At 69.4% G+C, this 20,716-nt stretch carries 20 protein-coding genes and 1 tRNA gene; 10 read left to right on the top strand and 11 right to left on the bottom strand.

What is annotated here, in order from left to right:
• Positions 1–156: 156 nt before the first annotated feature.
• Positions 157–229, top strand: a tRNA-Asn gene (locus ABD209_RS05960).
• Positions 230–349: 120 nt separating this feature from the next.
• Here the strand turns inward: ABD209_RS05960 and ABD209_RS05955 are convergent.
• The 5 genes from ABD209_RS05955 to dusB form a co-directional block, all read right to left on the bottom strand.
• Complete coding sequence (locus ABD209_RS05955; RefSeq protein ID WP_344063496.1) at positions 350–871, bottom strand: hypothetical protein; 522 nt, start codon at positions 869–871, stop codon at positions 350–352.
• Entirely contained in the window at positions 871–2,775 is a 1,905-nt protein-coding gene (gene dnaG, locus ABD209_RS05950) for a DNA primase (protein ID WP_344063493.1), read from the bottom strand. Before dnaG ends, ABD209_RS05955 begins: the two co-directional genes overlap by 1 nt.
• Before the next feature lie 112 nt (positions 2,776–2,887).
• The gene (locus tag ABD209_RS05945; RefSeq protein ID WP_425564583.1) at positions 2,888–4,168 is read right to left on the bottom strand and encodes a deoxyguanosinetriphosphate triphosphohydrolase; all 1,281 of its coding nucleotides are present in this window, start codon (positions 4,166–4,168) and stop codon (positions 2,888–2,890) included.
• Entirely contained in the window at positions 4,168–5,103 is a 936-nt protein-coding gene (locus tag ABD209_RS05940) for a YdeI/OmpD-associated family protein (RefSeq protein WP_344063490.1), read from the bottom strand. Before ABD209_RS05940 ends, ABD209_RS05945 begins: the two co-directional genes overlap by 1 nt.
• A gap of 146 nt (positions 5,104–5,249) precedes the next feature.
• Positions 5,250–6,485, bottom strand: a complete 1,236-nt coding sequence (gene dusB / locus ABD209_RS05935) for a tRNA dihydrouridine synthase DusB (protein ID WP_344063488.1) — start codon at positions 6,483–6,485, stop codon at positions 5,250–5,252.
• A 292-nt stretch (positions 6,486–6,777) separates the two neighbouring features.
• Here dusB and ABD209_RS05930 point away from each other — a divergent pair, with 292 nt between their 5' ends.
• The 3 genes from ABD209_RS05930 (at position 6,778) to ABD209_RS05920 (ending at position 8,701) form a co-directional block, all read left to right on the top strand.
• Positions 6,778–7,467 carry a sugar-binding protein gene (locus ABD209_RS05930; RefSeq protein ID WP_344063486.1) on the top strand — a complete coding sequence of 230 codons (690 nt, stop codon included), beginning with the start codon at positions 6,778–6,780 and terminating at the stop codon, positions 7,465–7,467.
• Positions 7,468–7,479: 12 nt separating this feature from the next.
• On the top strand, positions 7,480–8,319 hold the full coding sequence (locus ABD209_RS05925; RefSeq protein ID WP_344063483.1) for a sulfurtransferase: 840 nt from the start codon (positions 7,480–7,482) through the stop codon (positions 8,317–8,319).
• Positions 8,320–8,410: 91 nt separating this feature from the next.
• On the top strand, positions 8,411–8,701 hold the full coding sequence (locus ABD209_RS05920; protein ID WP_344063480.1) for a DUF6703 family protein: 291 nt from the start codon (positions 8,411–8,413) through the stop codon (positions 8,699–8,701).
• Between the two features lie 12 nt (positions 8,702–8,713).
• Here ABD209_RS05920 and ABD209_RS05915 read toward each other — a convergent pair whose 3' ends face one another.
• The 3 genes from ABD209_RS05915 to ABD209_RS05905 form a co-directional block, all read right to left on the bottom strand.
• Positions 8,714–10,075, bottom strand: coding sequence for a WD40 repeat domain-containing protein (locus tag ABD209_RS05915; RefSeq protein ID WP_344063477.1), 1,362 nt, complete (start codon positions 10,073–10,075; stop codon positions 8,714–8,716).
• Complete coding sequence (locus tag ABD209_RS05910) at positions 10,072–10,602, bottom strand: SigE family RNA polymerase sigma factor (RefSeq protein ID WP_344063474.1); 531 nt, start codon at positions 10,600–10,602, stop codon at positions 10,072–10,074. Before ABD209_RS05910 ends, ABD209_RS05915 begins: the two co-directional genes overlap by 4 nt.
• Before the next feature lie 87 nt (positions 10,603–10,689).
• On the bottom strand, positions 10,690–11,499 hold the full coding sequence (locus tag ABD209_RS05905) for an esterase/lipase family protein (protein ID WP_324385671.1): 810 nt from the start codon (positions 11,497–11,499) through the stop codon (positions 10,690–10,692).
• A 181-nt stretch (positions 11,500–11,680) separates the two neighbouring features.
• On the opposite strand from ABD209_RS05905, the gene ABD209_RS05900 reads away from it, so the two are divergent.
• Genes ABD209_RS05900 through ABD209_RS05885 form a run of 4 tightly spaced genes read left to right on the top strand, consistent with a single transcriptional unit; the run spans position 11,681 to position 14,925 of the window.
• The gene (locus ABD209_RS05900) at positions 11,681–12,652 is read left to right on the top strand and encodes a metal ABC transporter substrate-binding protein (RefSeq protein ID WP_344063469.1); all 972 of its coding nucleotides are present in this window, start codon (positions 11,681–11,683) and stop codon (positions 12,650–12,652) included.
• Complete coding sequence (locus ABD209_RS05895; protein ID WP_344063465.1) at positions 12,649–13,458, top strand: metal ABC transporter ATP-binding protein; 810 nt, start codon at positions 12,649–12,651, stop codon at positions 13,456–13,458. The genes ABD209_RS05900 and ABD209_RS05895 overlap by 4 nt, the downstream gene beginning before the upstream one ends.
• Complete coding sequence (locus tag ABD209_RS05890; RefSeq protein WP_344063462.1) at positions 13,451–14,527, top strand: metal ABC transporter permease; 1,077 nt, start codon at positions 13,451–13,453, stop codon at positions 14,525–14,527. The genes ABD209_RS05895 and ABD209_RS05890 overlap by 8 nt, the downstream gene beginning before the upstream one ends.
• Positions 14,524–14,925, top strand: coding sequence for a Fur family transcriptional regulator (locus ABD209_RS05885; RefSeq protein WP_344063458.1), 402 nt, complete (start codon positions 14,524–14,526; stop codon positions 14,923–14,925). The genes ABD209_RS05890 and ABD209_RS05885 overlap by 4 nt, the downstream gene beginning before the upstream one ends.
• Here the strand turns inward: ABD209_RS05885 and ABD209_RS05880 are convergent.
• A complete protein-coding gene (locus ABD209_RS05880; RefSeq protein ID WP_344063455.1) occupies positions 14,915–15,685 on the bottom strand; it encodes an isoprenyl transferase in 771 nt (256 codons plus the stop codon). The genes ABD209_RS05885 and ABD209_RS05880 overlap by 11 nt on opposite strands.
• A gap of 42 nt (positions 15,686–15,727) precedes the next feature.
• Entirely contained in the window at positions 15,728–16,495 is a 768-nt protein-coding gene (gene recO / locus ABD209_RS05875) for a DNA repair protein RecO (protein WP_344063452.1), read from the bottom strand.
• 158 nt (positions 16,496–16,653) lie between these two features.
• Here recO and ABD209_RS05870 point away from each other — a divergent pair, with 158 nt between their 5' ends.
• Positions 16,654–17,283 (top strand): alpha-ketoglutarate-dependent dioxygenase AlkB, encoded by a 630-nt coding sequence (locus ABD209_RS05870; RefSeq protein ID WP_344063449.1) that lies wholly within the window; start codon positions 16,654–16,656, stop codon positions 17,281–17,283.
• 83 nt (positions 17,284–17,366) lie between these two features.
• Complete coding sequence (locus tag ABD209_RS05865) at positions 17,367–18,377, top strand: DUF2157 domain-containing protein (protein ID WP_344063446.1); 1,011 nt, start codon at positions 17,367–17,369, stop codon at positions 18,375–18,377.
• A gap of 84 nt (positions 18,378–18,461) precedes the next feature.
• On the opposite strand, the gene leuA is transcribed toward ABD209_RS05865, so the two are convergent.
• Entirely contained in the window at positions 18,462–20,246 is a 1,785-nt protein-coding gene (gene leuA / locus ABD209_RS05860) for a 2-isopropylmalate synthase (protein ID WP_344063443.1), read from the bottom strand.
• Between the last annotated feature and the right edge of the window lie 470 nt (positions 20,247–20,716).

Below are 20,716 nucleotides of genomic sequence, written 5' to 3'. Positions count from 1 at the left end.
GAGTCAGACGACCCTGACCACCGTTTGTTCCACCGCGCTGACACCAGCGCTGGGGAGCCAACTCCCCGGCGCCGGCCGTGCCGTGGCCATGGCGAGTTTCTTGACTCCGGGTGCTCTTTGCTATGGTTTCCCAGCGCCGCGAGGCGTGCCAGACGATCCCCTGTAGCTCAACTGGCAGAGCATTCGGCTGTTAACCGAAGGGTTGTTGGTTCGAGTCCAACCGGGGGAGCTCCACAGTCGGCTGACCGGCACGGATGCCCGCGGTCCGCACCCTGCGCACATCCCGCGCGGGATTGATTTCCGATTCCGGTTCCATCGTCGCCATGGAATGGCCCGTTGCAGCCCGTCCTCAGAGGCCGACTTGCTCGCGCAGGTGCGCCCGGGTGGCGTTGACGGCCTCGCTCACGCCCGGATCACTCAGCCGGACACCCTGGCCTAGGATGGTCTGGTCGTGCAGCGAGCCGTCGGCGAGATTTTTGCGGATAACTACGCGCGCCTTGCGCGACTTCGAGCCGAGGTCGACCGCCTCGGAGATGACGACCGAGGCCTGGACACGCTCACGGAAGGCCGGAAGCACCTGGGCGGCCTCCCGGAAGACCCATTGCTGCGGGCGGGCACCATCGACAAACGTCACCGTCAGGGTGTAGTTGTCGTGATCCCACTTGCCGTTGTCGACCAGGTGCCACGGGCGGGCGAGCACCTCGCCGGTGGGGGGAACGGCATACAGGCGGGCGGTGCCGACGACGACCCACGTGCCGGTGTCGTCGCGGGTCGCGGCGACGACGCGCTCCTTAGCCAGCAATCCGAGCCCCGACGCGACCTCAGCGGGCAGCGATGGCGCCGTGTCCTTGCGCCGCAACGAGAATCCCATCAACTCACCCTCTCACGAAGGTCCGCTAACGCTCGTTGGCGATCTTGCAGACGCATCGACACGGCCCGAACTTGTGCCGGGTCGGCATCGGGGTCGGACGACAAACGCCGGATCAGGGACAGCGAGTCGGCGATCTCCCGGGTGATGGAGACCTCGCGCACCCGCGCCACCAGCGAGGCGACATAGCGCGCCTCCGGCAGCCCCGACGACGGGTCGAGGGTCACCGGCAGGGATGCGACCGCGAGGGCGGACACGAGCGGTTGTGCGGCCAGCGGCGCATTGGTGGTGACGGCCTGCACCCACTGGGCAAGCGTCATACCTTCGGTGACGACGACGCTGCGGACGGCATCGAAGACGGCGCGGTGCGCGGGAGCGACCCAGGACTCCGGTGCGATCGAGTCGAGCATCTCCCCCGTGATGACGTTCGGGTATTGGAGGAAGACCTGGAGCAGCTGGGCCTCGGCATTGACCAGGGGGTCGCGCATATTCGGCATCGGCAGGGCGGCCGCGAGCTCGTCCGCAGTGGGCTCCGCCGCCTCAGCGTCGCGACGTCGCGGCTCCTCGGGGGGACGCAAGGTGCCGGCCCGCCGCACGGCGTCGGCGAGTTGTTCGACGCCGACGCCGATCCAGCCGGCGACGGTCCGCTCATACTCCGGTCGCAAGCTCGGATCCTTAATCGAATTGATCACCGGCGCAGCGACTTTCATTGCCTGCACGCGCCCCTCGGCGGTGGTCAGGTCGAGTCGCCCGATCAGTGTCCGGACGGCGAACTCGAACATCGGCAGGGCGTCCTCGACCAGATGCTTGACCGCCTCGGGGCCTTTGCGCAGCCGCAGATCGCACGGGTCCATGCCGTCGGCGGCGACCGCGACAAAGGACTGCGCGGTCCAGCGTTGATCCTCCGCGAAGGCCTTCATCGCGGCCTTCTGACCGGCCGCGTCTCCGTCGAAGGTGAAGATGATCCGCGCCGGGTCGAGTCCGGGCTCGTCGCGCATCAGCCGGCGCAGCAACTTGATGTGATCGACCCCGAAAGCCGTGCCGCAGGTCGCGACCGCGGCTTCGACGCCGGAGAGGTGGGCGGCCATCACGTCGGTGTAGCCCTCGACGACGACGGCCCGCCGGCCGCCGGAGATCGCCTTCTTCGCCAAGTCGATCCCATAGAGGACCTGCGACTTCTTATAGATCGTCGTCTCGGTGGTGTTGAGGTATTTCGCCTCGATCCGGTCGTCATCGAAGATCCGCCGCGCCCCGAAGCCGATGGTGTCGCCCGAGGTGTCGCGGATCGGCCACATCAGCCGGCCGCGGAAGCGGTCGTAGCTGCCCCGGGCACCCCGCCCGACGAGCCCGGCGAGCGCCATCTCCTCCTCGGAGAAGCCGCGGCTGCGCAGCAGCCGGGCGAGTTCCTCACCGCCACGGGGAGAGAAGCCGACGCCGAACCGTGCCGCGTCGGCGCCCGTGAAGTCACGCGCCCGCAGGAAGTCCCGGGCCGCCCGCGCATCGGGGCTGTTGACGAGACGATCGGCATAGAGCTCTTGCGCGATGCGGTGGGCTTCGACCAGGCGCGAGCGCCGGCCGAGGCTCTCGCCACTGGGCCCGCCCTCTTCGCGGCGCAACTCCATCCCGAGCCGGGCAGCGAGGCGCTCGACCGCCTCGACAAAGGTCAGCCCGTCGACCTTCTGGACGAAAGCCACGACATCGCCGCCCTCGCCGCAGCCGAAGCAGTGATAGGTGCCGGCGCTCTCGCGCACGGTGAAGCTCGGCGACTTCTCGTCGTGGAAAGGGCACAGGCCCTTCATCGAGCCGGTGCCGGCATTGCGCAGGGTCACGTGATCGCGGACGACGTCGACGATCGACGTGCGTTCCTTCACGGCCGCGATGTCCTCGGCCACGATTCGCCCGGCCACTGCTCGCGGCTCCTTCCGGCTGCTGTCCGGTCAGTGTAGATAGTCGCCGTGGGCATCCGCTCCGGGCCATCCACAGGGCATGAGTGCCCACGCAGACGCGGGCGGGCGCGGATCAGGCAAGCCCCCAGGCGCGACCGATCGCCCAGGCGCGAACGTCGGTCAGGCTCGCGACCTGGTCGACGACGATGCGCCGCCGCGCCGCATCGTCGGGAGCGGCCCCATGGTCGGCCCGCAGGTCGATGTCCAGGCGCGTGGGGTCGGCCTCATAGCCAGCCACCAGGCCGGCTATCAACTCCTGTTGCCGCGCGTAGAGCGGCACCCGGTCCTCGGCGTGCATGACGAAATGCGCGGCGATCGCCTTGAGCACGGCACACTCCGCGCGTGTCTCGTCGGGCACGACGAGCCGCGCGTCATATCGGGCTAGCCGTCCCGGCCCGTACGCCACCCGGGTCGCCTCCTCGACCGCGCGCACGAAACGACCGATCAACCGCGACGTCATGTCTTTCAGCGCTGCGAGGTCCCTCCGGGTCCCGCCGTATGCCGTTGGCACCACCGCCAGGGCCAGGAGCCGCTCGTGCGCCTCCTGCAAAGCGTCCGCGGTCAGGTCCGCGGCATACGCGCCTTGGGCGACCGCGAGCACCATCGCGCGATGCCCCGGGTCGAGCAGGCGGGCCGGGGCAAGCCGGCCCGAGGCAATGGCGTCCTCGACGTCGTGCACGGAGTAGGCGACATCGTCCGACCAGTCCATGACATCGGCCTCTAGGCACCGTTCAGCCGGCGGGTGGCGTTCGCGCATCCAACGAAAGGCGTCGAGGTCATCGGCATAGACACCGAACTTTGCGACCCCCTCGAACTCCCCTCTCGCCCAGGGATATTTGCAGGCGGCGTCGAGGCTGGCGCGCGTGAGATTGAGGCCGGCGGGGCGGCCGTCGGGGTGCTCGCGCTTGGCCTCGAGCCGGGTAAGGATGCGCCAGGTCTGAGCATTGCCCTCGAAGCCGCCGATGTCGGCGCAGAGCGCATCGAGGGCGGCCTCGCCGTTATGACCGAAAGGTGGATGTCCCAGGTCGTGGGCCAGGCAGGCCGCGTCGACGACGTCGCCGTCGCAGCCCAGGGCCGCGCCGAACTCGCGCCCGATCTGGGCGACCTCCAGCGAGTGCGTGAGCCGGTTGCGGACGAAATCGTCGCTGTCCGGGGAGAGCACCTGCGTCTTGGCCGCCAGGCGGCGCAATGAGGCCGAGTGGATGAGCCGGCCCCGGTCACGCGCGAACTCGTCCCGGTCGGTGCGCTTGAGCGCCGGGTCTTCGGCAACCCAGCGCGCCCGGTCCGCGGCCCCATAGGGGTCGGATGGGGTCACCATGCCCGCTGGCGCGCTGGACGCTGCTGTCGCGGTCATCACATCCCCGGCATTGGCTGATCGGGCTCGTCAGGCGGCGATGCACCCGGCCGGTGTGGATCCGGTCGGTTCGAACCCGGCGGCTCGTGCGCCCCGCGCGCGGCGGCCCCGGCTGGCCCGCGCGTCCCGGGCGCGGCGGCCCCGGCCGGCCCTGGCGCATCGTGCGCCTCGGGCGCGGCGGCCCCGGCTGGCCCGCGCGTCCCGGGCGCGGCGGCCCCGGCCGGCCCTGGCGCATCGTGCGCCTCGGGCGCGGCGGCCCCGGCCGGCCCTGGCGCATCGGTCAACCCGAGCGCTTCTCGGTTACGCCGCACCCAGGTGGGCACGCTGCCATACCGCTGGGGCTTGATGAGCAGGCCATTGGCGCTGTCGGCGATCAACTCCGCCATCCGCTTGTCGCGGGTCGATTGCTGTTTGGCCGAGACGACCCAATGGAAGGCGGATCGTCGATAGGTCTCCGTGGCTCCGGCGAGCCACTGCGCCGCAACGGGACTAGCGGCGAGCAAGGCGGCATACGGCTCGGGGAGCGCGATATCACCGGGCTTCTCGTAGGCATAAATCCCGGACTTCTCGGGTTTGCGGCGTTCGTAGGCCGCACGTCCCGCAGGCTGCATCCGACCGGCCGCCGTCAACTGCTCGACGTGGGCGATATTGACGCTGCTCCAGATGCTCCCGGGCCGGCGGGGCGTCCAGCGCTGGCGCACGGTGTCGTCGTCGATGCGTTGCACGACCGAGTCGATCCACCCGAAACACAAGGCCTCGGGGACGGCCTGCTCCCACGTGAGGCCACGATCGGCGACGTGCTTCTTGCGCAGCCCCATCCACAGTTCCGGCGCGGTGGCGTGGTTGACCGCGAGCCACGCCCGGAACTCCTCCGGACCCCCGAAGAAGAGGGCCGGACGCTCGGGCGATCCACCCAAAGTGCCGATGCTGCTCATACGGCACACCCTGCCAGAGGGCACCGACAACCGCCCGGACCGCCCGCCGGTGCGCCTGGGAAGACCCTTGCTCGCGGGGGAAATGTTCCCGTGCGAGCAAGGGCTTTGCGGCATCGGGCGGGAAAGCCGTGAACGATCGCCGGCGCTCAGCCGCCGCTGACGGACTCCTCGGCCTCGGCGACGAGGGCCTGCTGGGCGGGGGTCAGGTCGCGCGAGTCGAGCCAGCCCTCGGGGAGCACGACATGCCGGGGGTTGCCGGCGCGGCCGCGCTGCCCCTCAGCGGGCTCGCCCGGCCAGGGCGCGGCGCGGTCCAGCCCCCCGACCAGGTCGTCCAGCGCCGCGAGCGAGTCCACGAGCGCCAGTCCGTTGCGGATTTCCGACCCCGCCGGGAAGCCCTTGAGATACCAGGCGATGTGCTTGCGAATGTCGCGGCAGCCCTTGACCTCGTCGTCATAGAAGTCCACGAGATAGCCCGCGTGCCGGCGCAGGGTGTCGACGACCTCGCCGAGCGTGGGCTGCGCGCGCTCCGGCCGACCCGCGAACGCCGCGGCCAGGTCGGCAAACAGCCACGGCCGGCCCAAGCACCCACGCCCGACGACCACGCCGTCGCAGCCGGTGGCCGCGACCATGGCCAGCGCGTCCTCCGCAGACCAGATGTCGCCATTGCCGAGCACCGGGATATCGGTCACGGCCTCCTTCAGGCGCGCGATGGCACTCCAATCGGCGACCCCGCTATAAGCCTGCGCGACCGTCCGCGCATGGAGAGCGACCGCCGCAGCTCCCGCGTCGCGAGCCAGGCGCCCGGCGTCGAGATAGGTCTGGTGCTCGGGGTCGATGCCCATGCGCATCTTGACGGTCACGGGCACGTCATAGGGGCTCGCCTCGCGGACGGCCGCCGCGACGATCGAGCGGAAGAGTTCGCGCTTCCACGGCAGGGCGCCGCCGCCGCCTCGGCGCGTGACCTTCGGGACGGGGCAGCCGAAGTTGAGGTCGATGTGGTCGGCGCGATCCTCGCTGACGAGGATGCGGACGGCGGCGGCGGTCGTCACCGGATCGACGCTGTAAAGCTGCGTCGATCTCGGCGACTCATCGAGATCGTGCTCGATCAGGCGCATTGTCAGCTCGTTGCGCTCCACCAGCGCTCGCGAAGTGATCATTTCGCTGACGTAGAGCGATGTCGCGCCGCTGGAGCGGGCCGTTCCGTACTCCCGGCACAGCCTGCGGAAGGCCCGGTTCGTAATCCCCGCCATCGGCGCGAGCACCACCGGCGAAGCGATCTCGAGCGGCCCGATCCGCAACGGTGGCAACGCCGCGGGCAGGCCGACGTCGCCACGCTCGGGGTGGTCGAGCCGGGCGGTTTCGAGGCGTGCGGTCGTGGACATGACCTGCCATTCTCCCATCCGGACGACCCTGTCGGGACCCGTGTGTAGGGTGAGCGCGTCCGGACCGACGGGGCCGGAACAAGGTGCGAAGACAGGGGCGGGCGATGAGTCGGCGGTCACCGGCATACGTGTCGATCCTCGGCGCGCTCGCGCTGCTCGCAGCATGCGACGGCTCGGCGGCACCCTCGGTGCCCGCGCCGGTCGGGACGGAAACCAGCACCGCGCCCACCCCCCCTCCGGCACGACATCCACGACGCCTGCACCAGCGACGTCGTCAGCACCGTCCGCATCGGTGCCCGACGGCTATCGAGCCGCCGTCCCCGGGCCGACCGTCACCGCCACCAAGGTCACGCGCGCGCCCCGGATCGATGGCGCCACCGACGACTGGTCCGGCTTCCCGACGTATGCCGTGGACACCCGCGTCGGCGGCTCCCGCTCGGTGAGATCCACAGCGTCCGCCACCTGGCGCCTGGGGTGGGACCGCGACAACCTCTACATCCTCGCGGTCGTCAAGGACCCGACGCTGACCCAGACGCATCCCTTGCGGCCGTGGGCGATCGGCTCGGGCGACAGCGTCGGGATCGAGATCGGGGCTTACACCAATCCCCTTCCCGCGGACCGCCTGGGATCGCGTGACACGCGCATCCTGATCGGCCCGACGGAGTCCGGCGGCACGCTGCGCGCGGTGGCGTATGCCGATGGTGCCGCCTTCGCGACCGGTGGCGTTTGGACGTCCGGAGCGGCCGTGGCCGTCCGCACGGCGAGCGGCTGGCGTGTCGAGGCGGCGATTCCGTGGTCCACGCTCAAAGTCAACGCGCCCGGGCCGACGGCCAAGCTGTCGATGAATCTCCTGCTCGCCGACGCGATCTCGAGCGGCGCTAAGCGCGGATCCCTCGGGTCGCTCTACTCCAACAATCCCCAGCGCATCTTTGCCGGCGCAAAGGCGCGATACGCCTGGGGTCGGCTCGCCCTGGCCGACTGATGGGATGTCGCCATGACGACCCTGATCACCCCGACCGCGCTCGCCGAGCGCCTCAGTCGCGGTGACCGGATCGTGGTCCTGGACGTCCAGTACAACCTCGTCGGCACTCCCGGCCGCGAGCTGTATGTCGTGGCTCACCTGCCCGGAGCCCGCTTCGTCGACCTCGACACCGAACTCGCGGGCCCGCCCGGCGCAGGTGGCCGGCATCCCCTGCCCGACGTCGCTGCCTTGGAAAGGGCCTTGCGCGCCAACGGGATCGACGACTCGTCGGCCGTCGCCGTGTATGACCAGGGCACCGGCCTGGGGTCGGCGCGGGCCTGGTGGCTCTTGACCTATGTCGGCCTCTCGGGCGTGCAGGTCCTCGACGGCGGCCTCGCCGCGTGGGTGGCCGCCGGGCTGCCGGTCTCGGACGGGGTGGCGGCGACTGCGACGCCAGGCACGGTGACGGTGCGCCCGGGAGCCCTCCCCCTGCTCGACGCCGAGGGTGCCGCCGAGCTCGCCCGGACGGGCCTGCTGCTCGACGCCCGCGCCGCCGAGCGCTATGCCGGGCGTACCGAGCCGATCGACGCGGTCGCCGGGCACATTCCTGGGGCGCGCAATGCCCCGATGTCCGACTACGTCGATCAGGACGGCCGGTTGCTGCCGCGCGAGGAGTTGATGGCCTTTTTCGCGGGCCGTGGTGTCTTCGAGCACGCCGAGGTGGGGGCCTACTGCGGCAGCGGGATCACCGCCGCCCACCTGGCCCTGGCGCTGCGACAACTCGGCATCACCGCGCCGGTCTATGTCGGCTCGTGGAGCGAGTGGATCACCGACCCCACCCGGCCGATCGCCACCGGCGACGACCCGACCTGAGGCTCCCCATCGACTCGGCCCACCCCACCGGCCGGGGTCGAGCCACTGGGGCATGGCAGGTGCCGCCGCAGCGGCGAACTACCCTTGCCTGGTGTCTCGCACCACCCCGACTCCCGTCGAACCTCGCTCCCTCAACGAACGACTCCTCGTGCGCCTGGACAAGCTGCCCCGTGCCCTCCCCGTGCTCGCGGTCTTCGGGCTGCTCGTCCTCGGGACCTTCGTGCCGTCATACGGGTGGATCGCGACGACGCTGGTAGCGGCCTTCCTCACGTGGATGCTCACCGTCAGCTGGCCGCGCCTGACCGGCGTGGAGAAGCTCATGCGCATCGCGGTGCTCTTCTTCATCGCCGCCATCGCGCTCGTGCAAGCCCGGCCGCGCTGAGGCTGCAGGCGATCACACCCCGGGTCGAAGGATCAGGCCGACCCATTCGCCGGTGAGGGCAGCGACCCGCGCCAGTTCGCCGGTCCGAATATTCCACGAGACCAGGTCTTGGCGCACGAGCGTGAAGTCACCCTTCGTGGTCTTGGCGTAGCCGCCATCGGCCAGGATCAACAGATTCCCCTCGCTGGTCGTGCCGACGGGCCGGATGCCAGCCTTACTTCGCGACTGGGCGATCGACGCATCGTCCGTCCCGGGCTGGCTGACATCAAGTAACAGCGCCGCCTCGCCTCCGCCCAGCGGCACGGCCGCGATCCCCTGATACGAGTTCAGTCCGCGCGCGCGCCACAGCGCATCGAGCGTGCTCTGCGTCGGCGATACCAGACCGGCGACAAAGCCCGTGCCGGGCAGGTTGCTGCCACCAATCCCCCACACCTCACCGATGCGCGGGTCGGTCACCGCCACCGCTGGCCCGTATGCCCGCTTAGTCGCATCCCAGGTGCGCACCTCCACCGGGCCGCCGGAGTTAGCACCACCGGACAGCACGATCTCATCAGCCCCGAATCTCGACGGGCGCTTGATGCTCGTGCCGCTGGCTACATCGACGACATAGAGGCCACCGTCCGAGCCCGCGAGTATCGTGCGGCCGCCGTCGACGAAGTTCGCCGACTCGATGGTGGGGTTGGCGATCGGGATGGTGTGCCAGGGCTTTGCCTCGGCGCCACGCGTCGCGTCGATCAGGACCACACCGTTCGGCTGGGCAATGGCAAGCATTGTGCCGTCCGGTGAAATCGCCGACGGCGAGAGATGGAAATGCGCATTGCCCGACGAATCCGAGGTGTCGCGGAGCGTGAGCTCGTCCAGCAGGTAGATATTGCCGAGCGACGTCACGATCCCTGCCTGTTTGGCCGTCGGCATGGCGAACGCCGCATCAATGTGCTCACCGGCCCGGAAGCCACCCGAGGTCGAGAACAGACGCGCGGACCGCACCAGATCGACCTCGCCCTGCACCGGACCCGACGTCGACCACGGCAGGCCGGTCATGTCCCCCGGATCGGGCAGACTCCACACCCGCGCGAGCACGGCCGCGTCCTGCGGCGACCCCGTGGCCGGCGTGCTCGGCGAGGTCGGGCCCGCCGGCGACGTCACCGACGGGCTATTGGTCAACGCATGCCCTTGCGTGGTGGGCGCCCAGAAGTCGCTCGCGACAACGGCCCCCGCGGTGGCAACGGAGCATGCGGCAGCGAGTGCGACCAGGACGCGCCGCCGGCGCACCTGCCGACCGTAGGCCACGGCCCAGGCCGCATCGGCGAGGTCGGTGTCGGGAATCTGGTCGCAGGCCTGCTCGAGCAGGTCATGCACGTCGTTGGTGGTCATTGCGAGGACTCCTGGGCCGAAGAGGACGTGGTGAGCGCGGGGAAATTCACCCGCAGATTGGCCAGCGCGGCGTGCGCCTGGCTCTTGACGGTGCCGATCGAGATGCCGAGGATCTCGGCGGTCTCGGCCTCGGTGCGGTCCTCGAAATAGCGCAGGACGATCACGGCCCGCTGCCGCGGAGCCAACTCCCGCAAGGCGGCGATCAGGTCGGCCCGCTCGGCGACCGCACCGGAGGGATCGGGCACGACCCGGTCGGCGGGCACGGCAGACGGGCGCTCGCGACCTGTGCGTCGCCAACTGCTGACGGCGTCGTTGTAAAGGATCCTGCGGACGTAACCGTCGGGGTTCTCATCCTTGATCCGCGACCAGCGGGTGGCGAGCTTGATCAGAGCCTGTTGAACCAGGTCCTGCGCCTGATGCTCATCACCACAGATCAGATAGGCAGCCCGCACGAAAGTGCGCTGCCGGGCGCGGACATAGGTCGCGAATCCCGGGTCGAGATGTGCCTGCACTGCTGGCCCCCCCATTCCCTGATCACGTTGATGCTGTCATGCGGTAAACGCGACGAGCCCGGGAGAAGGTTGGGCTGGGGGAGGAACTTCTTCTCCGATATGTCAGCCGACGACGGCCTTGCCGTCGCCCGTCAGCGCCGACGGATCGATCGGCGTAGGGTCGGCGAGTTCGGCAAGGATCAGGTCGTCATCGAGCGGCCAGTTCAGCGGCGTGGGGTACCAGCGGCGCAGGCTCTTCGGCGAGCGGAACGGCCGCCACTCTCCCATGGGCTGCGCGAGCCGGTCGGCCACCGCCCACAACGCGCCGGGGTGATGCCCCATGCCGATGTGACAGGCCTTGACCTCGATGTTCTCGTGCGTGCCATAAAGCTCGTTGAGACAGGCCTGCCACGGGACGATGCCATCGGTGCGTGAATAGATCGCGGTGGTGGGCACCGGCATCGGGTCGCGCAGGTGCTCCTGCTCCGGCAGATCCAGCTCGTCGGCGGCAACGTGCAGGTGGCTGTAGCGGTCGAAGATCAGCGACGCCATCGTGTCCTCGCGGTGGATCAAGCGGAAGGGCGAGGCGAGCGTGATGACCTGCCGGACGTCGTCGGAGTAGGCCCGGCCGAGCTGACGGGCATAGAGGCCACCGAGGCTCCAGCCGATGATCGAGATCGGCCCATGCTCCTGCGTCAACTGCTCGACGGTCAGCCGCATCGAGTCAACGATCTGCCGCGTCGGGCCGATATTGCGCCCGACTCCCCAGCCGTGCGGCTGGTAGCCGAGCGAGGAGAGATAGCGGCGCAGGATCGCCGTCGTGTAGTCACCGGCCATCAGCCCGGGCAGGACGAGGACGTGGTGACCGTCGCCGTGGCGAGCCTTTCCCAGGACGCGTCGGAAGGCCGCATATTCACCGAACTCCCCTGCCATACGGGGCACTTCCGTGAGGCCATGGACCAACCTTGGACGCATGCCACCAGTATTACTCGCGCGTCATCGGCCTGGCCGGAGGGTGTGAGCGTAATGACATCGACGTGACTCAGGTCACTTCTCCAGGGCAGGCCGGTTGCACGCGTCGCCGGCTTGACGCCACGACTACCGCTAGTTGAGAATGATTCTCATGATCGTATGCCGTGCGCACCCCACCCGCGTCGGCCTCGCCATCGCGGGTGCCGCCGCGGGGGCTGTCCTGGCGCTCGGGGGATGCACGTCGACCGGCTCCGACGCAGGCGGCCACCGGCTCTCGGTGGTCACCGGCTTCTACGCGACCCAGTACCTCGCCGAGCAGATCGGCGGTTCCCAGGTGCAGGTGATCTCCTTGACGCCCCCGGGCGCGGAACCGCACGACCTGGAGTTGACCTCGCGGCAGGTCGTGCAGATCGCGAAGTCCGACCTGACCATCACCTTGCCCGGATTCCAGCCGGCGGTCGACGACGGCATCCGCGCCGCCATGCCGCGCACGGTCCTCGATATCACCACGGCCGCCGGACTGCACCCCTTGACCGGCCACACCCACGACGGGGGTGGCGACGTCGAGCACGCCGAGACGGCCGAAGAACTCGAGGTCGACCCGCACTTCTGGCTCGATCCCGAACGCATGGCGGCCGTCTCGCGCGAACTGGTCGACACGCTGTCGCGGCTCGATCCCGCGGGCGCCGAGGACTTCCGTCGACGAGGGCATGCCCTGGACACGACCTTGGCCACGCTCACCCAGAACTATGTCGACGGGCTCGCCCACTGCGCCAACACCGACCTGGTGACGGGGCACGCCGCCTACGGTCATCTCGCGGCCTTCGTCGGATTCACTCAGCACCCAGTGGCGCTCAACCCCGACGCCGAGCCGAGCCCGGCCACCCTTGCCGCGATCACGACCTTCGTGCGCGAGCACCACACCCGCGTGATCTATACCGAACCGCTCGCCAGCCCCAAGGTCGCCGAGGTCATCGCCGCCGAAACCGGCGCTCGCACAGCGGTTCTCGACCCGATCGAAGGACTGACCGACGCATCGGCAGCGCGCGACTATCCCGGCCTGATGCGGGCCAATCTGACCACCCTCATCTCCGGGCAGGAGTGCACCCCATGACCACACCCGTCCTACAGATGCGTGACGCCGCCTTCGGCTATGGCGCGACGCAGGTCATCGCCGACGTCACGCTCACCATCGACCCTGGTGAGGTCGTGGCGATCCTCGGCCCGAATGGCGCCGGCAAATCCACCCTCGTCAAGGGGCTGGTCGGCCTGACCGACCAACTCGCGGGCAGCGTGCACGTCCTCGGCAGCGACCTGGCCGAGCTCGAACCCGGGCGGATCGGCTATGTGCCGCAACGGCATACGCTCGCGACTTCGGTGCGCGCCACGGTCGCCGAGATCGTCGCCATTGGCCGCCTGCGCTTCCGGACCTGGTGGCGGCCGTGGCGGCGCGATGCCGAAGGGGATCGGCAGGCGGTCGCCCGCGTCCTGGACCTCGTCGGCCTTGGCGATCGCGTCGGCTCCGATGTCGCCCAACTCTCCGGCGGTCAACAGCGGCGCGTGTTGATCGCCCGGGCGCTCGCCTCCTCACCCGACCTGCTCATCATGGACGAGCCGACCGCAGGGGTCGACACGGCCAATCAGATCGTCCTGGCGCGCGTGCTAGAGAAGTTGGCCACCGCGGGCACAACGCAGCTGATCGTCACTCATGAACTCGACGCTCTCGCCGAGGTCATCACTCGGGTGATCGTCGTCGACGACGGGCACATCACCTTCGACGGCGCACCGGATGACTATGCGACCCAGGGGCTTTCGCACGGTGGCCATCACCATGACCATTCACCCGCCGGTGGATCCGCCCGCCGGCGGCCGCACTTCGACGCCGGCCCGCTCGACCTGCGAGGAGATCACCATGATTGAGATTCTCGACTATGCCTTCATGCGCAATGCGCTGATCGCTGCTCTCCTGATCGGTGCCGCCGCTCCCCTGGTCGGGATCTTCCTCGTCCAGCGTCGGCTCTCCCTCGTCGGCGACGGCCTCGGCCACGTCGCGCTCGCCGGTGTCGCCATCGGCATCCTCACCTCGACCTCGCCGGTTTTGACGGCCCTGATCGTCGCCGTCCTCGGCGCCGTGGGCATCGAGTTGGCGCGCGCTCGCGGTCGCACCGGCGGTGATCAGGCGCTGGCGCTGATGTTCTATGGCGGCATCGCGACCGGCGTGGTGCTCATCGGCCGCTCCCCGCAAGGGACCTCGGCGAACCTCACCGCCTATCTGTTCGGATCGATCACGGCAACCACGCGCGCGGACCTCTATGCCTTCACCGCGCTCACCCTGGTGGTGGTCCTCGTCACCACTCTGCTGCGGCCGTGGCTGTTCGCCGCCGCCCAGGACGAGGAGTATGCCCGCGCGTCTGGCCTGCCGGTGACCGCGGTCAACCTCGCGCTGTCGATTCTCACCGCTGTGACGGTCGTGGTCTCGATGCGCGTGGTGGGATTGCTCCTGGTCAGCGCGCTGATGATCATCCCTAATGCCGCCGCGCAACTGCTGGCCGGCTCGTTCGGATCGGCGATCCGGCTGGCGACCACTCTTGGTGTGCTCGCGGCCGTCGGTGGCGTCGTGACGTCGTTCTATGCCGAAACTCCTTCCGGCGGAACGATCGTCCTCATCGCGTTGGCCTTCTTCGTGGTCGCCGACATGGCTCGGAGGCTCGCCGGACATTGGGCGCATCATCACGCGCCGGCCGAGCGCCACGACCACGAGCACGGCCCCGATTGCGGTCACCAGGCGGTGCCGCACGGCGACCACGTGGACTACTTGCACGACGGGCACCGCCATGCCCCCCACGACGACCACTACGACGAGCATCACCAGGACCAGCACAACGAGCCCGGCCCGGGTGCCGCCCCGCCGACGCGGGCCGCTCGGCCCAGCCATCGCGGGGAGCTGCCCGCGGAGGTGGGCGAACGGCATACGGGCGGGGCGGCGTGAGCACGCGGCGGCCGACCCGCCAGCAACAGGCGGTCGGTGACATCCTGGCGCGCCACGAGCACTTCCGGTCCGCGCAGGAATGGCATGCGCTGCTTCGGGATTCGGGCGAAACCGTCGGCCTGGCAACGGTCTATCGCACCCTGCAGTCACTCGCCGACGAGGGCGCGATCGATGTCCTGCTCACCGACGGCGGCGAGGCCGTCTATCGGGCCTGCAGCGAGGGCCATCACCATCACCTGGTGTGCCGCGACTGCGGGTTGACCGTCGAGGTCGAGGCACACGAGGTCGAGCGGTGGGCCGATATGACGGCGCGTGCGCACGGTTTCGAGGCGGTCACGCACACGCTGGAGATCTTCGGCCGGTGCGCGACCTGCTCGGCGAACGGCGTCAAGAACTGACGGCGTCCACCGCCCCGCCGTACCGGCGATCGCGTTGGACATAGGTGTCGATCGCCCGCCACAGGTCGCGCCGGTCGAAGTCCGGCCAGAGCGTGTCGAGGAAGACCATCTCGGCGTAGGCGCTCTGCCAGAGCAGGAAGTTGGAGGTTCGCTGCTCCCCCGACGATCGCACGAAGAGATCGACATCGGGCATCCCCGGCTCGGGCAGCGCGCGGGCCAGGAGGTTCTCGTCGATGCTGCTGGGGCGGAGCTTGCCGGCAGCTACGCGCTCGGCCAATTGCCTTGCAGCAGCAGCGATCTCGGCGCGCCCGCCATAGTTGACGCAGAAATACAGAGTGACGCCGGTGTTGTGCTGGGTCAGTTCCTGGGCGATCTCCAACTCCTTGATCACCGAGCCCCACAGCCGCGGGCGCTGGCCGACCCAGCGCATTCGCACGCCCCACTCGTGGAGTTGGTCGCGGCGGCGGCGGATGACATCCCGGTTGAAGCCCATGAGGAAGCGCACCTCGTCGGGGCTGCGCTTCCAGTTCTCGGTGGAGAAGGCATAGGCGGATAGGTAAGTCACGCCGACTTCGATCGCCCCGGCGACGACGTCGAGCAGGGCGGCCTCGCCGGCTTCGTGCCCCTTGGTCCGCGGCAGCCCGCGCTGGTTGGCCCAGCGGCCGTTGCCGTCCATGACGATCGCGACATGCTTGGGCAGGGCCGGTGCCGGGAACTGTGGGGGGCGGGCACCTGAGGGGTGCGGGAAGGGGGGCTTCACGACGTCGAGCCTAAGTCTCCTACCGCTGTTTGGGACGCAGGCCTAGGCGCGGTCGGCGCCAGCGGTCGTCAGAGTCGGCGGCGCGTCGCGCTCGACGTGCGGCAAGGAGCGCAAGCCCCGCTCCAGGTGCCACTGGGTGAACGCGGCCGTCAGGCCGCTCCCTTCGCGCCGGTGGTGCGGCAGGCTCGCGTCGGCGATTTCCCAGTCGCCGGCCAGCAAGGCAGCCAGAAGGTGGAGGGTGGCCCGCGCGGGGGCGACGGATCCCGGGCGGCGACAGGACGGGCATACGGACCCGCCGGTCGCGAGATTGAAGGCCGCGTGCGGGCCCGGGTCGCCGCACTGCGCGCAGTCATGGAAGCTCGGCGCCCAGCCGGCCACGGCGAGCGCCCGTAAGAGATAGGCATCCAGCACGAGCGAGGCGTCGTGGGCGCCCCCGGCCAGCGCGGCGAGGGCACCGTGCAGCAGCAGGTATTGCTGCAGCGCCGGCTCGCGCTCCTCGCTGAGCCGGTCGGCGGTCTCTAGGACGGTGGCTGCGGCGGTGTAGGCGCGGTAGTCCCTGGCGAGCTGCGCGCCATAGGACGCCAGCGACTCGGCCTGGGTGACGGTGTCGAGATTGCGGCCCTCGTAGCACTGGAGGTCGACCACCATCCCCGGCTCGAGGCGCGCACCGAATCGGCTCTTGGTGCGGCGCACCCCCTTGGCCACAACGCGCAGCTTGCCTCGCTGGCGAGTCAGCACGGTGACGATCCGGTCGGCCTCGGCGAGTTTGTGGGTGCGCAACACGATCGCTTGGTCGCGGTAGGTCGGCACCGCCCCATTGTGCCCCGCCATGTCGCTAACGCTCAGGAGGCCAGGCTTTGCACCATATGCCGCGGCCCGCAGGCCCATCGACCGGGCTCGCCGGCGGTAGCGACGCATCTCGCGCGCCATTCGGACATATGTACGATCCGCGCGCTACCATGGCCCGTATGACGCTCCAAGACGTCCTCGACTTCGGCGCCCCTGAGGTGGCCGGATCCTTCGGCGAGCTCGCTGCCGGCGTCGTGCGCACGCCGCTGCGTTTCGGGGCGTGGGTCGACGTGGCCCCCCGGTGGCTGCGCGCAGGCGATGAGCTTTTCGAGACCTTGGCAGGCACCGTGCCCTGGCAGGCCGAGCGCCGGCAGATGTACGACAACGTCGTCGATGTCCCGCGCCTGACGAAGTTCTACGGGGCGGACGAGACCTGGCCGCACCCGCTGCTGCGCGAGGCCTGCGAGGCTCTGTCCGCTCACTACCTCCCGACGCTTGATGAGCCGCTGGTCACCGCTGGCCTGTGCCTCTATCGCGACGGCCGCGACTCCGTCGCCTGGCACGGGGACCGGATCGGCCGCTCGCGCTATCAGGACACGATCGTTGCCATCCTCTCGCTCGGCGCGACGCGCACGCTGGCGCTGCGCCCGCGTGGCGGCGGGGCCAGTATGCGGTTCGTCACCGGCCATGGGGACCTGATCGTCATGGGCGGCTCGTGCCAGCGGACCTGGGAGCATGCAATCCCCAAGGTCGCCGAGAGCGTCGGCCCGCGGATGTCGATCCAGTTCCGCCCCGCCGGCGTGCGTTGACGTCCCACTCCGGCCCGAGTTCGTCGAGACGGGTGAGCAGGGATACTCATCCGGACGGCGCTGGCATACGGGACGATGTGCGTATGTCCGCACATCTGGTCGAACGCAGCAGCACAAAGGCAACCGGGCTGGTCGCTGCACTCGTCGATTCCGGGATCGTCGCGCCCGAGGATCGCTCTCGGGCCATCGCCATCCTTGACCATCAACTCGGGCGGACCGCCGGCGAGACGCCCCGCTCCAAGATCCTCGCCGAGATCGCCGGGTATGCCGGCGGCATCCTGGTTGTTGCGGCCGGCGCCGTCTTCCTGGCGGCGAGCTGGCGAGAGATGTCCCTCGCCACGCGCGTCGGCGCGCTGCTGCTCGGGGCGCTCGTCCTGGCGGGGGCCGGCCTCGGCGCACGCCTGACCGGGCGAGACACCCCCGAGGACGCCGACGTGCGTCGCCGGCTGGCCGGTGCCTTCGGCATCGGATCAGCGGCCTTGGCCACGGGTGCCCTCGGCACGTATATCGAACACCAGCACCACACCGGGGACGGCTGGATCGCCCTCGTCTTCGGCGCCTTCACCGTGCTCGCCCTCGGCTTCTACGTGCTTGCGCCCACGGTGCCCGGGCAGGCCGCGGTCGGCTTCGGCGTGGCAGCGACCGTGCTCAACGCGACCTCGGGCTGGAGCGACGGTCGCACCCTGATCAAGACGGTCATCCTGCTCGCCCTCGGGATCGGCTGGCTCGCCCTCGCCGAGCTGCGCTGGTGGCGCGAGCCCGACACCGCTCGGGTCGTCGGCGGCGCGCTCACCCTGCTCGGCGCCGAGACGCCCGTCTTCGAAGGCCGCATGCAGCCTCTCGCCTATGTGCTCCTCGCACTCGTGGGCGCCGTGGCGTTCGCCGCCTACGTCCGGGTGCGGGTGTGGCCCTACCTGGCGATCGGCGTCATCGGCCTGACGCTGGCTGCGACCCAGGCCGCCGTGGACTATCTGCCCGGTGCCGCTGGGGCAGCCGCCGGACTGCTCGTCGCTGGAGCGATGCTGCTGGCGACCAGCCTGCTCGCGATGCGCCTGCGCAAGTCGGCCGGGGAGTCCACTCACCCCACGGCCTGAGCTGCGGTGCTGCCGGTTCGGGCCGCCTAACGCGGGCGACCCCGAACCGGCCTTTCGGTGTCGGGAGGGAGCCGACTTTCGGGCCTACGGGCCGCCGCCGGGACGCGAGATGACCACGTCGTCCTCGCCGCGGCTGATCCGGTCGCGTTCGGCGCGGTTCATCGCCGACATGATGGCGCGCAGCGACGCCTTCACGATCGACTCATGCAGGCCCACGCCCCACAGAACGCGTTCTCCCACAGCACATTCGACGTAGGCCGCCGCTCGCGTGTCGACTCCCGAGGACATCGCGTGCTCGGCGTAGTCGAGCACGCGCACATCGACGCCGATCGTCGCGAGCGCCTCGACGAAGGCCGACAGCGGGCCATTGCCACGACCGGTGATCAGGTGCGGTTCGCCGTCGACGAGGATGGTCGACTCGATCTCGTCGACCCCTTCGTCGCTGCCCGTGATCGTCGAGCGGAGCGGAAAGTAGCGGCCCCAGCGGCTGGCTGCGTCCTCGCTGTGAAGGTATTCGTCCGCGAACATCTCCCAGATCTGCGACCCGGTCAGCTCACCGCCCTCGACGTCGGTCTTGTGCTGAACGACGCGCGAGAACTCGATCTGCAGTCGCTTGGGCAGATCGAGGCCGTGCTCGCTCTTGAGCAGATAGGCGACCCCGCCCTTGCCGGACTGGGAGTTGACGCGAACGACCGCCTCATAGGACCGGCCGATGTCGTGCGGGTCGATCGGCAGGTAGGGCACGCCCCAGTCGATCCCGTTGACATCGGTGCCCGCGGCCGTGGACCGCTTGTCCATGTCCTCGAAGCCCTTCTTGATGGCGTCCTGGTGGGAGCCGGAGAACGCCGTGAAGACGAGATCGCCGCCATACGGGTGGCGCTCGTGAACGCCCAACTGGTTGCAGTACTCGACCGTGCGTCGCACCTCGGCGATATTGGAGAAGTCGATCTGCGGGTCGATGCCCTGCGAATACAGGTTCATCCCCAGAGTCACCAGGCAGACATTGCCGGTGCGTTCGCCGTTGCCGAAGAGGCACCCCTCGATCCGGTCGGCGCCCGCCAGATAGCCCAGTTCGGCGGCCGCAACGCCTTCGCCGCGGTCGTTGTGTGGGTGCAGCGAGATCATCACGCTGTCGCGCCGGGTGATATGACGCGACATCCATTCGATGGAATCGGCATACACATTGGGGGTGGCCATCTCGACAGTCGCCGGGAGATTGATGATCATCTTGTGATCGGGCGTCGGGTCGATGACGTCAATGACCTCATTGCAGATGCGCGCGGCGAACTCCAGCTCGGTGCCGGTGTAGGACTCCGGGGAGTACTCGTAGTAGACCTTCGTGTCCGGGATGGTCTCCTCGAGCTTCTTGCACAGCCGCGCACCCTGGAGGGCGATGTCGACGATGCCGTCCTGCGAGAGGCCGAAAACCACCCGCCGCTGGAGCACCGACGTCGAGTTGTAGAAGTGGACGATCGCCTGCTTTGCACCGCGGATCGCGTCATACGTCCGTTCGATCAGATGGTCACGACACTGTGTGAGGACCTGGATGGTCACATCGTCGGGGATGTGACCGCCCTCGATCAGTTCGCGGCAGAAGTCGAAATCGGTCTGGCTCGCGCTGGGGAAGCCGACCTCGATCTCTTTGTAGCCCATCTTGACCAGCAGCTTGAACATCCGCAGCTTGCGCTCGGAGTCCATGGGGTCGATGAGGGCCTGGTTGCCGTCGCGCAGGTCGACCGCGCACCACCGAGGCGCCGCGGTCATGACCTTGTCGGGCCAGGTGCGGTCCGGGAGTTCGACCCGGATCTGGTCCTGGAAGGGAACGTACTTCGTGAACGGCATCGGGGTGGCTTGCTGCGGGTGGATCATCGCGGTGCTTTCGTCTCGTCTGCGGTGTCGGCCTACGGGCAGCACAACCTCCGCGACGAGGGGGGCCGAGTCAGGCCTCGCCGCGGCAGCGAAGGAGCAGCAATCCGCGCATAGTGAGGCCAGTATGCCGTTCTCCCCCGCCGCGCGCACGCGCGGGTCCGCTCCGTGGTCACCGCGTGTCGTTGCCGAGCGGGATCGGGCCGATGCCGGCGGCCACCTTTGCTATGCGTCTGAGATCGTGTCCGGTCTGACCGGGGGAATACCCGGCCAGGGAACGGCGTGCCTGAGCGACCGGGAGGTCGGTGCAGGTGTCGAATCCGAAGGTGAGCAGCACGAGCGGCGGGAGTGCCGCGGCGAGGAAGCCAAGGCGGCATCTGCCGCCGAGCGAGAAGTACGAGCTGTGGGTGTCGGTGCTGTCCGGGCAGGCCACGCAGCGCGAGGCGGCGGACAAGTACCGGGTCGACCGGTCC

Source organism: Nostocoides vanveenii (assembly GCF_039531165.1).
Taxonomy (GTDB): Bacteria; Actinomycetota; Actinomycetes; order Actinomycetales; family Dermatophilaceae; genus Nostocoides_A; species Nostocoides_A vanveenii.
This window is presented reverse-complemented; position numbering and strand designations above follow the sequence as displayed.

Coding starts and splice junctions, on each gene's coding strand:
- ABD209_RS05955 (WP_344063496.1), bottom strand. CDS start 871: ATGGGATTCTCGTTGCGGCGCAAGGACACGGCGCCATCGCTGCCCGCT.
- ABD209_RS05945 (WP_425564583.1), bottom strand. CDS start 4,168: ATGACCGCGACAGCAGCGTCCAGCGCGCCAGCGGGCATGGTGACCCCA.
- ABD209_RS05940 (WP_344063490.1), bottom strand. CDS start 5,103: ATGAGCAGCATCGGCACTTTGGGTGGATCGCCCGAGCGTCCGGCCCTC.
- dusB (WP_344063488.1), bottom strand. CDS start 6,485: ATGTCCACGACCGCACGCCTCGAAACCGCCCGGCTCGACCACCCCGAG.
- ABD209_RS05925 (WP_344063483.1), top strand. CDS start 7,480: ATGACGACCCTGATCACCCCGACCGCGCTCGCCGAGCGCCTCAGTCGC.
- ABD209_RS05915 (WP_344063477.1), bottom strand. CDS start 10,075: ATGACCACCAACGACGTGCATGACCTGCTCGAGCAGGCCTGCGACCAG.
- ABD209_RS05910 (WP_344063474.1), bottom strand. CDS start 10,602: ATGGGGGGGCCAGCAGTGCAGGCACATCTCGACCCGGGATTCGCGACC.
- ABD209_RS05905 (WP_324385671.1), bottom strand. CDS start 11,499: ATGGCAGGGGAGTTCGGTGAATATGCGGCCTTCCGACGCGTCCTGGGA.
- ABD209_RS05900 (WP_344063469.1), top strand. CDS start 11,681: ATGATTCTCATGATCGTATGCCGTGCGCACCCCACCCGCGTCGGCCTC.
- ABD209_RS05895 (WP_344063465.1), top strand. CDS start 12,649: ATGACCACACCCGTCCTACAGATGCGTGACGCCGCCTTCGGCTATGGC.
- ABD209_RS05890 (WP_344063462.1), top strand. CDS start 13,451: ATGATTGAGATTCTCGACTATGCCTTCATGCGCAATGCGCTGATCGCT.
- ABD209_RS05870 (WP_344063449.1), top strand. CDS start 16,654: ATGACGCTCCAAGACGTCCTCGACTTCGGCGCCCCTGAGGTGGCCGGA.
- ABD209_RS05865 (WP_344063446.1), top strand. CDS start 17,367: ATGTCCGCACATCTGGTCGAACGCAGCAGCACAAAGGCAACCGGGCTG.
- leuA (WP_344063443.1), bottom strand. CDS start 20,246: ATGATCCACCCGCAGCAAGCCACCCCGATGCCGTTCACGAAGTACGTT.